General features: G+C 73.3%; 13 protein-coding genes. 7 read left to right on the top strand and 6 right to left on the bottom strand.

Annotation, left to right across the window (positions count from 1 at the left end):
- The first annotated feature begins 20 nt into the window (after positions 1-20).
- Positions 21-1,955, top strand: a complete 1,935-nt coding sequence (locus tag ACPPVO_RS16805) for a SpoIIE family protein phosphatase (RefSeq protein WP_426512130.1) — start codon at positions 21-23, stop codon at positions 1,953-1,955.
- An 11-nt stretch (positions 1,956-1,966) separates the two neighbouring features.
- Here the strand turns inward: ACPPVO_RS16805 and ACPPVO_RS16800 are convergent, their stop codons facing one another.
- The 4 genes from ACPPVO_RS16800 to ACPPVO_RS16785 are packed head-to-tail and all read right to left on the bottom strand — an operon-like array spanning position 1,967 to position 5,929.
- Positions 1,967-2,560, bottom strand: a complete 594-nt coding sequence (locus ACPPVO_RS16800; protein WP_426512129.1) for a GTP-binding protein — start codon at positions 2,558-2,560, stop codon at positions 1,967-1,969.
- Positions 2,541-2,909, bottom strand: coding sequence for a DUF742 domain-containing protein (locus ACPPVO_RS16795; RefSeq protein ID WP_360387308.1), 369 nt, complete (start codon positions 2,907-2,909; stop codon positions 2,541-2,543). The genes ACPPVO_RS16800 and ACPPVO_RS16795 overlap by 20 nt, the downstream gene beginning before the upstream one ends.
- Positions 2,910-2,948: 39 nt before the next feature.
- A complete protein-coding gene (locus ACPPVO_RS16790) occupies positions 2,949-3,356 on the bottom strand; it encodes a roadblock/LC7 domain-containing protein (protein ID WP_360387310.1) in 408 nt (135 codons plus the stop codon).
- Positions 3,353-5,929, bottom strand: a complete 2,577-nt coding sequence (locus tag ACPPVO_RS16785; protein WP_426512128.1) for a sensor histidine kinase — start codon at positions 5,927-5,929, stop codon at positions 3,353-3,355. Before ACPPVO_RS16785 ends, ACPPVO_RS16790 begins: the two co-directional genes overlap by 4 nt.
- Before the next feature lie 394 nt (positions 5,930-6,323).
- Between ACPPVO_RS16785 and ACPPVO_RS16780 the strand changes: the two genes are divergently transcribed.
- The 6 genes from ACPPVO_RS16780 to ACPPVO_RS16755 all read left to right on the top strand — a co-directional run bounded on the left by ACPPVO_RS16780 (position 6,324) and on the right by ACPPVO_RS16755 (position 12,079).
- On the top strand, positions 6,324-7,454 hold the full coding sequence (locus tag ACPPVO_RS16780) for an ABC transporter substrate-binding protein (RefSeq protein WP_426512127.1): 1,131 nt from the start codon (positions 6,324-6,326) through the stop codon (positions 7,452-7,454).
- 67 nt (positions 7,455-7,521) lie between these two features.
- Positions 7,522-8,541: an ABC transporter substrate-binding protein gene (locus ACPPVO_RS16775; protein WP_426512126.1), complete on the top strand. Its 1,020-nt coding sequence runs from the start codon at positions 7,522-7,524 to the stop codon at positions 8,539-8,541.
- Between the two features lie 2 nt (positions 8,542-8,543).
- Entirely contained in the window at positions 8,544-9,362 is an 819-nt protein-coding gene (locus tag ACPPVO_RS16770) for a class I SAM-dependent methyltransferase (protein WP_426512125.1), read from the top strand.
- Entirely contained in the window at positions 9,359-10,120 is a 762-nt protein-coding gene (locus ACPPVO_RS16765; RefSeq protein ID WP_426512124.1) for an ABC transporter permease, read from the top strand. The genes ACPPVO_RS16770 and ACPPVO_RS16765 overlap by 4 nt, the downstream gene beginning before the upstream one ends.
- Before the next feature lie 8 nt (positions 10,121-10,128).
- Complete coding sequence (locus ACPPVO_RS16760) at positions 10,129-10,905, top strand: ABC transporter ATP-binding protein (RefSeq protein ID WP_360387325.1); 777 nt, start codon at positions 10,129-10,131, stop codon at positions 10,903-10,905.
- 85 nt (positions 10,906-10,990) lie between these two features.
- A complete protein-coding gene (locus tag ACPPVO_RS16755) occupies positions 10,991-12,079 on the top strand; it encodes a glycoside hydrolase family 19 protein (protein ID WP_426512123.1) in 1,089 nt (362 codons plus the stop codon).
- 7 nt (positions 12,080-12,086) lie between these two features.
- Here the strand turns inward: ACPPVO_RS16755 and ACPPVO_RS16750 are convergent, their stop codons facing one another.
- The gene (locus ACPPVO_RS16750; protein ID WP_426512122.1) at positions 12,087-12,746 is read right to left on the bottom strand and encodes a peptide chain release factor-like protein; all 660 of its coding nucleotides are present in this window, start codon (positions 12,744-12,746) and stop codon (positions 12,087-12,089) included.
- Positions 12,743-13,882, bottom strand: a complete 1,140-nt coding sequence (locus ACPPVO_RS16745) for an RNA ligase RtcB family protein (RefSeq protein ID WP_426512121.1) — start codon at positions 13,880-13,882, stop codon at positions 12,743-12,745. Before ACPPVO_RS16745 ends, ACPPVO_RS16750 begins: the two co-directional genes overlap by 4 nt.
- Positions 13,883-14,081: the final 199 nt, after the last annotated feature.

Raw genomic sequence — 14,081 nt, 5'->3', positions numbered from 1 at the left:
CCTGGTGGCATGCTGTTGCGGTGACGCAAGCACAGCATCCGGCGGGCGACCCGGGCGAGGTGGCACGGGCGTTCGAGGAGATGCCGGCGGTGCTCTGGGCGTTCGCAGGGCCGCAGCACCGGGTGGTCGCGGCCAACCGGGCGGCGCGGGCCAGCGTCGGCGACCGGGAGGGCATCGTCGGCCGGCCGATCCGCGAGGTCATTCCGGAGATGGCCGGGCAGCAGATCTTCGAGATGATCGACGAGGTGTACGCGACCGGCCACCCGGTCTCCCACGCCGACCGGCGCGTGCTGGTGGACCGCAACGGCGACGGGCACCTCGAGGAGGACTTCTACACGTACACGTTCCTGCCGACCCGGGGCCCGGACGGCGCGGTGACCGGCATGGTCGTGCACATCGTGGAGACGACCCGGTGGGTGCGCCGGCGGCAGGCGGCCGAGGCGCGCGCCGACGACTCCGAGCGGCGCTACCGGGAGGCCCGCGACGTGGTGCTGGGCCTGCAGCGCAGCCTGCTGCCGGCCGGCGTGCCGCTGCTGCCCCGGCTGCGGATCGCGGCGCGCTACGTGGTGGCCGGGGCCGACGCGGCGGCCGGCGGCGACTGGTTCGACAGCGTCGTGCTGCCCGACGACCGGGTCGCCCTGCTCGTCGGCGACGTCGTCGGGCACGGCGCCGAGGCCGCGGGCGTCATGGGGCAGCTGCGCGCGGTCGCGCTGCAGGCGCTCGTCTCCGGGGCCGGGGTCCTCGACTCACTGCGGCGCCTGGACACCCTCGCCGGCTGCATCCCGGCCGCCGTGGGGGCCACCGTCTGCCTCGTGGTGGTCGATCCGCGCACCGGCGACCTGGAGTACGCCTCCCGCGCCCACCCGGCGCCGCTGCTGCTCGGCCCCGGCGGGTCCGCCCGCTTCCTGGACGGCGCGCCCACCGGCCCGCTGGGCGCGGACGGCAAGCCGGCCCGGCTGCACCACGACCGGCTCGGCCCCGGCGAGCTGGTCGTGCTGTACTCCGACGGGCTGATCGAGCGCCCCGGCCAGGCCCTGTCGGCCGGCCAGGCCGAGCTGGCCCGGGTGGCCACGGCGGTGCTGTCCGAGCCGGTCGCGCCGGGCAGCACGCTGCCGGCCCTGACCGTCGACCGGCTCGGCGCGCTGCTGGTCGAGCGGTTCGCCTGGGCCGGGTACCGCGACGACGTGACGGTCCTGGTCGCCGAGCGGCCGCCGGAGCCACCGGAGCCGCCCGCGCTGCGGCTGGCCGCGGTCCCCGCCAGCCTGGCCGCGGTGCGGGTCGCGATGCGGGCCTGGCTGGGTGCGCTCGGCGTCCCGGCGCGGCCGGCCCAGGCGGTGCAGCAGGCGCTCGGGGAGGCCGCCGCGAACGCGGTCGAGCACGCGTACGGGGCCGGACCCGGGGAGTTCACCGTCGCCGCGGGCCTGGACGAGCGGGGCGTGCTCCAGCTCACCGTGACGGACCGGGGGCGGTGGCGGCCCGCGCCGGACGACCCGCAGGACCGCGGCCGCGGGCTGATGCTCATGCGGGCGCTGGCCGACCGGGTCGAGGTGGCCGCCGGCGAGCTCGGCACCACGGTCACCATCGAGCACCGGCTGCAGCGGCCGGCCCAGGTGAGCGCGGGAGCGGCCCCGCCCGAGCCCGCGGCGGAGGCCCGCGAGGTGCCCTTCCGGATCGAGGCCGGCGCGGACGGGCCGCGGGTGCTGCGCGTCTCCGGCGCCGTCGACCTGGCCACCGCCGACGAGCTGGAGCGCGCGGTGCGGGTGGCCGGGCGCGGCGGCCTGCTGCCGGTGACGCTCGACCTCGCCGGGGTCACCCTGCTGTCCAGCGCCGGCGTCCGGCTGCTGCACCGCCTCGACGCCGGCGCCGACCCGGCCGGCCTCCGGCTGCGGGCACCGCGCGGCGGCGCGGTGCACCAGGTGCTCGCCCTGACCGGCCTCGAGCACCTGGTGACCTGAGCCGGAGCGGGTCAGGGGTGGGTGGTCAGCAGCGACAGGGCGTGCTCGGCCACGGTGATCAGGGTCTGCTTCACCGAGTCCCGCGAGCGGGCGTCGATCAGGGCGAGCGGCACGTGCCCGGCGATGGCCAGCGCCTGGCGCACCTCCTCGGCGTCGTAGCGCGGGGCACCGTCGAAGCAGTTGACCGCGGCCAGGTACGGCAGCCCGCGGTGCTCGAAGAAGTCCAGGGCCGCGAAGCTGTCCTCGATGCGGCGGGTATCGACGATGACGACCGCGCCGAGGGCGCCCCGGACGAGCTCGTCCCACATGAACCAGAAGCGGGTCTGCCCGGGGGTGCCGAAGAGGTACAGGATCAGGTCCTTGGCGATCGTGATGCGCCCGAAGTCCATCGCGACGGTCGTGGTGCTCTTCGCCGGGACGGCGGTGGCGTCGTCGACGCCCACGCCGGCCGCGGTCATGACCGCCTCGGTCGTCAGCGGAGTGATCTCCGAGATGGCGCCGACGAGCGTGGTCTTGCCGGCGCCGAACCCGCCCGCGATGAGGATCTTCACGGCGGTGACCCGGTCCGCGCCCGGGCGTAGCCGCTCAGAGGTTGCGGAGTCCAATGAGAACCCTTTCCAAGACGTTGATCCGTTCCTGCGTGTCGCCTGCCTCGAGCGGCTCGTGCAGGGTCAGGATCCCTTCGGTGATCATGTCGGCCACGAGGACGCGGGCGACGCCGAGCGGCACGCGCAGGCACGCCGCGATCTCGGCCAGCGACTGGGGGCGGTCGGTGCACAGGTGCGCGATGCGCTGCCAGTCACGCCCGGCGTACCGGCTCGCCTCGACCCCCTGTCGCATCGTCAGCATCACGGCCTCGATCGCGATCTCGCGCGTGGGCTCCGTCCGGCCGCGGGTCACCGCGTACGGACGCACCAGAGCCCCGCGCGGGTCGTCCTCCCCGCCCACCACCATCGCCGCCCGCCCTTCAGCCGCTCTCCCCGCCGGAGTTGCCTACCGGGCCACCGTCTCGCGCGGAGGTGACACCAGCGATTGGCCGACCCGCTCGACCAGCAGCGCCATCTCGTAGCCGATGTGGCCGACGTCGCAGTCGCGGGCGGCGAGCACGACGAGCGACGAGCCGTCGCTGATCGCCATGAGGATCAGGTAGCCGGCCTCCATGTGCACGATCGTCTGCTGCACGTTGCCGCCCTCGAAGTGCCGGGCCGCGCCGTACGTGAGGCTGACCAGCCCCGCGGTGATGGAGGCGAGCTGCTCGGCCCGGTCGGGCGGGAGGTCGCCCGTGGCCGCCAGCAGCAGGCCGTCGGCGGACACCGCGATGACGTGCGCGACCCCCTCCAGTGGCTGGGCGAAGCTGTCCAGCAGCCAGCTCAGGCTCTCCAGTGCGCCGGACCCCGTCATCTGCGATTCTCCTCCGTTGCCTGGGCGTGGTCGGTCGTTCCCGCGCCGGCCTGACGCCCGCGTTGCACTCCGCGTTGGTACGACGAAAGCAGCCCGCGCAGCTCCTCGGCGGTGGGCCGGTTGAGCTTGCGCGGCCGGTCGGGCACGCTGCCCGGCACGAGCTGGGCCTGCGGCGAGCGGATCGGCAGGCCCGAGCGGGTGCTGGCGTCCGTGGACGGTTTCTGCGCCGCGGCCGCGGCCCGCCAGCCGTCGTCGGCCCGGGTGCGCCAGCGCGCGGACGCCGCCGCGGCGTCGGCCGGAGGCGGCACGGGTACCGACGGCGGCGCCGCCCCGGGGGCCGGCCGGCCGGCCGGGGCGAGCAGCGTCGGCCCGGTCATCGCGCTGTGGCCCCGCTCGTGGAACCAGGTCGCCTCGATCTCGCGGAAGATCGGCAGCTCCGTGGTGTCGTCGTCGGCCTCGGCCAGCATCGGCGCGGACACCGGGGCCACGAGGTCCGCCCACCGGTCCTGGAACGTCGGCTCGGCCCGGACCGGCGCGGGACGCGGCGGCTCGGGCCGGGCCGGCACGGCGCGGGCGGGCGCGGCGGCCGGGCGCCGGGCCGGCAGCGAGCCGACCGGGGTCCGCGGCAGCACGAGCGCGCTGCCCGGCATCGCGATCTCGGCGACCGTGCCGCCGCCTCGGTTGTCGCGCAGCTGCACCGTCATGCGGTGCCGGGCCGCGAGCCGGCTGATGACCGCGATGCCCATGAGCCGGAACGCGCCGACGTCGACCGGCGCCGGCTCGGCCAGGCGGCGGTTGAACTCGGGCAGGGCCTCGGGGGCGATGCCGAGGCCGCGGTCCTCGACCCGGACGATCGCGCGGTCGCCGAGGCGCTGGCCGGACACGACGACCGGCGCGTGCGGCGGCGAGAACCGGGTCGCGTTGTCCAGCAGCTCGGCCAGGAGCCGCACGACGTCGTTGACCGCCGGGGCGGCGATCGCGAGGTCGTCGTCGATGTCGCCGAACTCGATCCGCTCGTAGAGCTCGATCTCGGACTGGGCGGCCCGGACCACGTCCTGCAGCGGCGCGTCCTGGCGGCGCGGCGGGGCGGTGTCGGCGCCGGCGAGCACGAGGACGTTCTCGTCGTTGCGCCGCATCCGGGTGGCGAGGTGGTCGAGCTGGAACAGCTGCGCGAGCCGCTTCGGGTCGTCCTCGCCGCGCTCGATCCGGTCGAGCTGGCCGATCATCCGGTCGACGAGGGTCTGGCTGCGGCGGGCCACGCTGAGGAACATGGTCGAGACGCTGTTGCGCAGCACGGCCTGCTCGGCGGCGACCCGGACGGCCTCGCGGTGCACGGTGTCGAAGGCCCGCACCACCTCGCCGATCTCGTCGCGGCTCTCGAACCCGGCCGGGCCCCGGACCTGATCGGCGATCTCCTGCGGCGAGCGCTCCTGCACGGTCCGGGCGTCGCGCAGCCGCAGCACCAGCTCGGGCAGGTCGTGCTCGGCCACGGTGAGCGCGGTCTGCCGCAGCCGCCGCAGCGACCGGATCATCGAGCGGGCCGTGACGAACGCCAGGCCGACGACGAGCGCCAGCACCGCGAACAGCACGGCGGACTCCAGCACCACCTGGCGGCGGACCGCGGAGCCGATGGCCGCGGCGTCGCCGACGAGCTGGTCGTCGAGGCGCGCCTCGGTCCAGCGCATGAGGTCGTTGACCGCGCCGAAGACGGCCACGGCGTCGTCGGCCTCGACCGTGCGCGGCTGGCCGACGCTGCGCTGCAGGGTGCTGGTGAGGTCGTCGGCCATCTGGGTCGCGTCACCGGCGATCGCGGACTCCACGATGCGCCGCTGGGGCACCGTCGCCGACAGCGAGAAGGCGACGAACGCCTCCTGCTGGCCGGTGAGCGTGGCCAGCAGCGTGGTGAGCTGGTGGGAGTCGAGGGAGCCGGTCTTCAGCGCGGCGTAGCTCACCGCCTCCTGCTCGGCGACCCGCGCCTTGGCCTTGGAGAACGCCGCGGCCGCGCGCAGCTCGTCGGAGAGCGTCTGGTCGGTGCTGACCTGGGCCACGGCCTCGCGGTAGGCGACGAGGTCGTCGATGACCACCCCGTAGCGCAGCAGGACCTCGCCGACGGACACGCCCTGGCGGGCGCCGACGTCCTTGCGGATCGCCGACAGCGCCTGGAGCTGGTCGTCGATGCGTTCCAGCCGGTCCCGCACGCTCGCCGGCACCTCGCCGAGGGAGCCGCGGCGGTTGGTGTACCCGGAGACCGCGGCGTCGGTGCGCACGATCTGGCGGTTGTACGCCTCCGACTTCGCCTCGGGCGAGGACAGCAGGGACGCGGCGGCCATGCGCTCGAGGTGGATCTCCTGGGCGACGCCGGACACGTCGGCGGACAGCCGGGTGAGGGCGCCGACGGCGGACGCGTCGCTGGCCCGGCCGCCCGCGTCGAGCAGGCGCAGGGCGGCGAGCGTGACGATGGCCAGGAGCGGCACGAACAGGATCAGGCCCAGCTTGGACCGGATCCGGGCGTTGGCCAGCCGCGGCCGGCGCAGACGGAATCCGCCACCGGACGGCCTCTTCGATGCGGGCATGCGCAGTATCTCCGCGGTCGGTCGCCTATGACGATCCCGGCGAGTGTGACGTTCGGGCAGGTGGAACCCGGCGGCCTCGGGACGCAGGACACGGCATATAACCATGAAATGGCCGATCCCGGAAACCCTCTCGGCCCGGCGGACCGCGGCGCCGCCGGAGCGATCCGAGTCGATCAACAGGGCTACCAGGGCATTTACCGAGACCACTGAGTAGATCAAACCAGGGGATGTAGGCAATTTCAACAGGTTGTTAACACGAGATTCAGCAACACCGCCGGAACGCGCATTTCGAACCACTTGACCACCCTCGTGCGAGTTGGCAAGGTGTGCATCCGAATGAACGCGGATTCGATCGAGGGGAATCGACTTGCGGCGCTGGCGCTCTGTTGCGGCGATGCTGGCGGTGACCCTGACATCGACCGGTGCGTGCACATCGGAAAATGTCGAGAACGGGCCCGATATCGTCGTGGCGGCAAGCCTGGAACTGTCAGGCAGTGCGGCCGATATCGGCGTGGCCTACCAGCGGGCGCTGGAGCTCAAGGCGGCGCAGATCAACGCGAGCGGGCTGCTCGGCCGGCGCAAGCTGACCGTGCGGGTCCAGGACAACCGGGGCGACCCGGCGACCGCGCTGACCCAGATCACCGCCTTCGCCGCGGACCCGTCGGTGACCGCGCTCATCACCGGCACCTGCGCGGACTGCACCAGCGGCGCGGCCAAGGTGATCGAGCAGGACCACCTGCCGACGATCGCGTTGTCGCCGGTCGCGGACGTCATCGCGCCGGCCGCGGAGCGCCGGTACATCTTCCGCCTGGCCCCCAGCGCGGACGACGACGCCGTCGTGCTGACCGGCGAGCTCGGCCGGGCCGGCCAGCGCAAGGTCGCGCTGCTGGCCAGCGACGACGCCTACGGCAAGCGCGGCGCGGACGCCCTGGCCCGCGAGGCCGGCAAGATCAGCGCGAAGGTCGTCGCCCGCGCCCAGTTCGCCCCGGCCGACAGCGACCTGAGCAAGGCGGCCCACACGGCCCTGGCCGGCAACCCGGACGCGGTCGTGATCTGGGGCTACCCCCCGCAGGCGGCGCTGGCGGTCGGTGCGGTGCGCGCCGGCGGCTACCACGGCCAGGTCTACCTCGACGCCGTCGCCGCGGGCGACCTCTTCCTCGGCGGCCCGTTCGCCGGCACCGACGGCACCTCCCTGGTGTTCACGCCGACGCTCGCCATCGACGACGTCATCGCGACGACGCCCGCGAAGGCGGCCCGGCGCCAATGGTTCCAGGACTACACGTCGCGCTACGACACCTACCACGGTCACGCCTCATTCGCGGCGGACGCCTTACAGCTCATCGTGAATGCCGTGGTCCAGTCGGGTTCGGTCGACGGCGCCACATTGCGGACCCGACTGGAAACCGCTCAGGTGGACGGGCTCAGCGGCTCAATTCGATTCACACCCGACAATCATTCCGGCTTCACGCCGCAATCGCTGACGATGCTCGAGGCCCGCGCCGGCCGTTGGCGCCTGCTCGGTTAGAACAATTGTACGAAACCGCGAACGTTGAGCACTGAAAAGTTGAGAACTTGAAACTGGGGGTCAGGCCGTGAGACGTTATCGCACATTGCTCATCTCGGCGCTCGCCGTGGTGCTGATCGGCGCGGGCGGGTGCTCGTCGAAGGCCGATCCGCAGCCCGCGGCGGCCGGCGGGGACAAGCCGGCGGACAAGGTCACCTACCTGACGGCGTTCGGCGCGGTCGGCCGCGACGCGTTCGCCTGGGTGGCCCAGGACAAGGGGTACTTCAAGGAGGCCGGCCTCGACGTCACCATCCAGCTCGGCGCGGCCACCGGCGAGAACCTCAAGGGCCTCGCGGCCGGCCAGGCCCAGTTCGCGAACCTGGACCTGATCGGCGCGTGGATCCTCGCCGGCAAGGGCGACTACAAGGACTTCCGCACGATCGCCGCGATCCACCAGCAGACCCTGGTCTCCATCATCGCGCTGGACGGCAGCGGGATCACCGCGCCGAAGGACCTCGAGGGCAAGAAGCTCGGCGCCGCCACCGGCTCGGTGAACCAGCTGCTGTTCCCGGGCTACGCCAAGCTGGCCGGCATCGACCCGACCAAGATCCAGTGGGTGAACGCCCAGCCCGCCCAGCTCCCGGCGCTGCTGGCCGGCGGCCAGGTGCAGGCGCTGAGCACGTTCCTCATCGGCTCCAAGGGCATCGAGAAGGCGGCCGGCGGCAAGAAGACCATCGTGCTGCCTTACAGCAAGTACCTCGGCGACCTCTACGGCAACGGCATCATCACCACGTCGAAGATCGCCAAGGAGAACCCGGACCTGGCCCGCCGGTTCCGCGACGCCTGCCTCAAGGCGCTCAAGTACACGATCGAGCACCCGGACGAGGCCGCGCAGATCCTCAAGAAGGCCCAGCCCGCCGCGGACGTCACCGCCGCCGTCGGCGAGATCACGCTGATGACCCCGTACGTCACCTCCGGCAGCGGGATCGGCGTCATGGAGCAGGAGCGGGTGGCCCGCGCGATCGCCACGCTCCAGGGCTCCGGGCTCATCCCGGCCGGCCTCACCCCGGACGCGGTCGTGGACTTCTCGCTCACCCCGAAGGCCTGAGCATGACCACCTCGATCGAGCCCGGCCCGTCGCGGTACTCCTTCGACAACGACGACCCGGAGTCCGTCGGCCGGCACAGCCACCTGTCGGACATCCTCGACCCGTTCACGTTCCAGCGGCTCGGCACGCTCGGCGACCTGACCGGGAAGCGCTGCCTCGAGGTCGGGGCGGGCGGCGGCAGCGTCGCCCGCTGGTTCGCCGAGCAGACCGGGCCGACCGGTGACGTGCTGGCCACCGACCTCAACGTCCGGCTCATCCCGCTCGACGCCGGGTTCCGCGTGCTGCGCCACGACCTGGTCGCCGAGCCGGTGCCGGACGGGCCGTGGGACGTCATCCACGCCCGGCTCGTGCTGCTGCACATCCCGCAGCGCGAGGCCGTCCTGGCCCGGCTCGCGGAGTCGCTGGCCCCGGGCGGCGCGCTGGTGATCGAGGACTGGGCGACCGAGTTCGGCAATCTGTGCCTGGCCGCGCCGGACGACGAGACGGCCGGGCTCATCGACGAGTACCGCGACACGCTGGTGAACCGGGTGCTGCCCGGGCGGGGCAACGACCCCGCCTGGGCGGCGCGGGTGCACGCCACCATGCTGGCCAACGGGCTCGTCGGCGTCGACACGGCCATCGACGCCGCGTCGTGGCCCGGCGGCAGCCCCGGCGCGATGCTCATCGCGGTCAACGTCGCCCAGCTGCACGACGACTTCATCGCCGCCGGGTTCACGGAGGAACGGATCCAGCGGCTGTACGCCGCGGTGCAGGACCCCCGGCTGGTTGTCCGGAGCCACTTCACGTACTCCACCATCGGCCGGCGGCCGGGCGGGTCATGAGATCACGCTGGGCCGGAGCGTCGCTGCCCCTCGTCGGGGCGGCGGCGTTCATCGGTGTCTGGTGGGGCGTCACCGTGGTGTTCGGCATTCGGTCGTTCTTCCTGCCCTCGCCGCTGGACGTCGTCGCGGCATTCCGCGCGCAGCCGGAGTACCTGCTCACCGAGGCGTGGTCGACGCTGCAGATGACGGCGATCGGGTTCCTGATCGCGCTGGTCGCCGGCCTGCTCATCGCGATGGTGCTGACCATGTCCCGGGCGGTCGAGCGGGCCACGATGCCGTTGCTGGTCGCGCTCAACTCGATCCCGAAGGTGGCGCTCGCGCCGCTGCTGATCGTCTGGATCGGGTACGGCGCCGGCCCCAAGATCGTGATGATCGTCCTTATCGCCTTCTTCCCGATCGTGGTGTCGGCGGCCGCCGGGCTGTCCTCGACCCCGGCCGACCTCGGCGAGCTCGCCACCTCGCTGTCGGCGTCGTGGTGGCAGGCGTACCTCAAGGTGCGCCTGCCCTGGGCGCTGCCCCAGGTGTTCGTGGGGCTCAAGCTCGGCATCTCCCTCGCGGTCATCGGCGCCGTCGTGGCCGAGATCAGCAGCCCCAACGGCGGGCTCGGCGCCGTCGTCGTGCTGTCCGGCACCTCGCTGGACACCCCGCTCGCGTTCGCCGCCATCACCCTGCTGGCGATCCTGAGCATCGCGCTGTTCTACCTCGTCGTGGGCCTGGAGCGGCTGCTGCTGCCCTGGGCGCGCGCGATCTCCGCGTAGGAGGGGTCATGATCGAGCTGGCCGGGGTGTCCCGGACCTTCCGCACCCGCTCCGGCGACGTCGAGGCGCTGCGGGCGATCGACCTGACCGTCGCGGCCGGCGAGTTCCTGGCCGTCATCGGCCGGTCCGGCTGCGGCAAGTCGACGCTGCTGCGGCTGGTGGCCGGGCTGCTGACGCCGAGCGCGGGCCGGGTCGCCGTCGCCTCGGCGCCGGTCACCGGCCCGCGGACCGACGTCGCGCTGATGTTCCAGCGCCCGGCGCTGCTGCCGTGGCGCTCGGTGCTCGGCAACGTGCTGCTGCCGCTGGAGATCCGCGGCCGGGTGCGCCCGCCCGACCGGGACCGGGCCCAGGCGCTGCTCGACGCGGTCGGCCTGGCCGGCTTCCACCGCCGGCTGCCGCACGAGCTCTCGGGCGGCATGCAGCAGCGGGTCGCCCTGTGCCGGGCCCTCATCCAGCGCCCGAGCGTGCTGCTCATGGACGAGCCCTTCTCCGCGCTGGACGCGCTGACCCGCGAGGAGCTGGCCGGGCAGCTGCAGCAGGTGCACGTGGAGATGCGGCCGACCACCATCTTCGTCACCCACTCGATCCAGGAGGCGGTGCTGCTGGCCGACCGGGTCGCGGTGCTCAGCAGCCGCCCCGGCCGCGTCCAGCGCATCATCACCGTGGACATCCCGCGCCCGCGCTCCTTCGGCCACAACGCGCACCTCACCGACGTCGCCGCCCACGTGGCCGAGCTGACCGACCTGCTGCACGCCAACGAGGTCCCACGGAGCGTAATCACGTAACACTCTTTACAAATGACTAAGTTTTGTTTACTAATGGGGATGGACAGCCTTCGATCGCCCGCCTCCCGGGAAGGTCTCTACCCCCATGCCCAAGAAACGACTGCTCGCGCTCGTGGCCGCGGCGGGCCTCATGCTCGCCGGCGCCGCGGCCGCGATCCTGCCGACCGCGGCCGCCGACGCGGCCGCCGCCTGCGCACCGGCCTACGCCGACGCAACCGTCTACACCGGCGGCATGCAGGCGTCCTACAACGGCCACAACTGGACCGCCAAGTGGTGGACGCAGCACGAGGTGCCCAGCACCGGCGGGTCCGGCGTGTGGGCCGACAACGGCGGCTGCGGCGGCAGCACCGGCGGGGGCGGCGGCACGGGCTCGTGCAACTACCCGAACTGGGTGGCCGGGCAGTGGTACGCCACCGGAGCGATCGTCCGGTACACCAACGGCGGCTACTACCAGGCGACGCACGACAACCCGGGCTACGATCCGACGATCAGCACCTGGTTCTGGTCCCCGTTCTCCTGCAGCGGCGGCGGTGACACCGGCGGCGGCGGGTCGACGACCGGCTTCGTGGTCAGCGAGGCCCAGTTCAACCAGATGTTCCCGAGCCGCAACGGGTTCTACACGTACGCCGGGCTGACCGACGCGATGAAGAAGTACCCCGCGTTCGCCACCACCGGCAGCGACACCGTCAAGCGCCAGGAGGCCGCGGCGTTCCTGGCCAACGTCGGCCACGAGACCGGCGGGCTCGTGTACATCAACGAGATCAACACCGCCAACTGGCCCACGTACTGCGACTGGAGCCAGCCCTACGGCTGCCCCGCCGGCCAGTCCGCCTACCACGGCCGCGGCCCGATCCAGCTCAGCTGGAACTTCAACTACAAGGCGGCCGGCGACGCCCTCGGCGTCGACCTGCTCAACAACCCCGACCTGGTGGCCACCAACTCGTCGATCTCGTGGCAGACCGGCCTGTGGTACTGGATGACCGGCACCGGCAACGCCGGCACCACGTCGCACAACGCGATGGTCAACGGGCAGGGCTTCGGCACCACCATCCGGGCCATCAACAGCATCGAGTGCAACGGCGGCAACCCCGCCCAGGTGCAGAGCCGCGTGAACCTCTACAACCAGTTCGTCGGCATCCTCGGCGTCCCCGCGGGCGGCAACCTGTCCTGCTGAGTCCCGGTCACGGGCGCTCGGTGCGGACCGGGTCGCCCCGGATCAGCTCGTCGTGCACGTGCCACCGCGCCGCGGCCAGGGTCTGGGCCGCGGCGCGGTCGCCTTCCTCCAGACGCTCGCGCAGCCTCCGCATCGCCAGGCTCCGGTTCAGACCGAACTGGCGCTCGGTGTCGACCACGACGACGAGGCCGCTCGGGCGGTGGGTGGCCCGCACCGCGGTGCTCACCTTGTTGCGGCGCTGGCCGCCGGGCCCGCCGGTGCGGCAGGGCACGACGTCCACGTCGGTCTCGTCGAAGCCGGTGCGCGGGGCGTCGAGCGAGCAGCGCCGGGCGGTCACGTACCAGTTCTTGCGCCCGTGGTTCGGCCGGTACGGGCTGGGCGCCTGCCAGCACAGGGTGCCGGTCCACGCCGCGGCGAGCGTCTCCGCGCCGGGGCCGTCGAGCCCCAGCACGACGGAGCGCAGGGTGCTGACACGACACAGGCCTCGTCGGTGGCGAGCCCCGTCGGCCGCCGCCGGGTCGCGTTCGTCGCCGGGCACGCTCTCCGCGCGCCGCACCGCCACCCCGCGCCGGGCCGCGTCGCCCTCCAGGCGGGCGGCGAGCCCGGCCACGGCCCACGAGCACTCCAGCGGGCCGCGGCCGGCCGACAGCATGAGGTACACCGTCATGGCCGGGCCCACGAGCGCCGCCGGTCGCGTTTCGGCGCCTCCGCCGGCTGGTCGGCGGTCTTGTAGGTGACGACCGGCACGGTCACCGCCACCGGCGTCGCCAACCCGTGCGCGACGAGGTCGGCGATCACCTGCTCGATGCGCTTGTACGCGGTCGGCGCCTCCTCGAACAGCAGCTGCCGGTCGCCGCAGACCACGAGCGAGCCGACCGGGGTCCGGCGCAGCTCCTCGACGGTGTGCTTGGCCCGCCCGCGGCGCAGCGCGTCGGCCCGGGACATCTTGCGCCCGGCGCCGTGCGCGACCGACCAGCCGGCGTCGGCCCCGGCGTGCGCGGCCACCACGTACGACGGGGTGCCGCGGGTGCCGGCGATGAGCACGTCGCGGCCGTCGCCGGGCGCGGCGCCCTTGCGGTGCAGGTAGTGCCCGTCGCGGACCTCGACCAGGTTGTGGCACTCGTCGACGATCGGCTCGACCGGCTCGGCGCCCAGGGCGAGCGCGACCCGGGCCGCGAGCAGGCGCCGGTTGAGCGAGCCCCAGCGCACGGCGTCGTCGTGCGCGGCGAGGTAGGCGGGCGGGTCCGCGGCGGGCCCGGCCCCGTGCACCTCGGTGTGGGCGCGCAGGATCCGCTCGCCGAGGCCGCGCGATCCACTATGGACGATGAGCACGAGCGCGCCGGCCGCGAGCCCGAGCCGCTCCGCGTGGGCACCGTCCTCAATGGAGCCGATGCGGGCGAGCTCGACGAAGTGGTTGCCGCGGCCGACGGTGCCGAGGCCCTCCATGTATCCGGCCGGCACCGGCTTGCCCCGCGACGCGAACGCCCACGCGGGGTCGTCGGCGTCGGGCGCGAGCGGCACGTCGAGGTCCGGGAACCGCGCCGCGAGCCGGTCGGGCGAGGGCTTCTTGAGCGCGATCGGGAACACGGCGATGCCGCAGCCGATGTCGGAGCCGACGAGGAACGGGTACAGCACGGACGAGCGCATCGCGGCGCCGATCGGGGCGCCCTTGCCGGGGTGCAGATCGGGCATGCCGGCGACGTGCACCATGCCGTCGAGGGCGGCGACGTGGTGGCACTGCGCGACGGCGTCGGTCTCGATCCAGCTGTTTTCGGATGCGAAAAGGGAGACGCTGGCAGACAAAAGGAGAAGTCCTTCGGGAAGACGGCACGGACGGAGGTCGGGTGGCTGGGGTGGTCCGTCAGTACGTCATGCCGTCGATGGTCCCCGGCCGCGCGCCCGGGAACAACCGATTTTCGCGCCTCAGCTGTAGGTGATGCTCCACCACACGAACATCGCGAACGAGAAGGCCTGGCCTCACTCTGCGTCATCGTCTGGTCGG

Origin of the sequence: Dactylosporangium sp. McL0621 (assembly GCF_049995355.1) — a bacterium.
In the GTDB taxonomy this organism is placed as follows: Bacteria; Actinomycetota; Actinomycetes; order Mycobacteriales; family Micromonosporaceae; genus Dactylosporangium.
This window is presented reverse-complemented; position numbering and strand designations above follow the sequence as displayed.

What these genes read in the sequence shown, in the direction of transcription:
- ACPPVO_RS16795 (WP_360387308.1), bottom strand. Translation starts at nt 2,909, where the DNA reads ATGGTGGTGGGCGGGGAGGACGACCCGCGCGGGGCTCTGGTGCGTCCG.
- ACPPVO_RS16790 (WP_360387310.1), bottom strand. Translation starts at nt 3,356, where the DNA reads ATGACGGGGTCCGGCGCACTGGAGAGCCTGAGCTGGCTGCTGGACAGC.
- ACPPVO_RS16785 (WP_426512128.1), bottom strand. Translation starts at nt 5,929, where the DNA reads ATGCCCGCATCGAAGAGGCCGTCCGGTGGCGGATTCCGTCTGCGCCGG.
- ACPPVO_RS16780 (WP_426512127.1), top strand. Translation starts at nt 6,324, where the DNA reads ATGCTGGCGGTGACCCTGACATCGACCGGTGCGTGCACATCGGAAAAT.
- ACPPVO_RS16770 (WP_426512125.1), top strand. Translation starts at nt 8,544, where the DNA reads ATGACCACCTCGATCGAGCCCGGCCCGTCGCGGTACTCCTTCGACAAC.
- ACPPVO_RS16765 (WP_426512124.1), top strand. Translation starts at nt 9,359, where the DNA reads ATGAGATCACGCTGGGCCGGAGCGTCGCTGCCCCTCGTCGGGGCGGCG.
- ACPPVO_RS16760 (WP_360387325.1), top strand. Translation starts at nt 10,129, where the DNA reads ATGATCGAGCTGGCCGGGGTGTCCCGGACCTTCCGCACCCGCTCCGGC.
- ACPPVO_RS16755 (WP_426512123.1), top strand. Translation starts at nt 10,991, where the DNA reads ATGCCCAAGAAACGACTGCTCGCGCTCGTGGCCGCGGCGGGCCTCATG.
- ACPPVO_RS16750 (WP_426512122.1), bottom strand. Translation starts at nt 12,746, where the DNA reads ATGACGGTGTACCTCATGCTGTCGGCCGGCCGCGGCCCGCTGGAGTGC.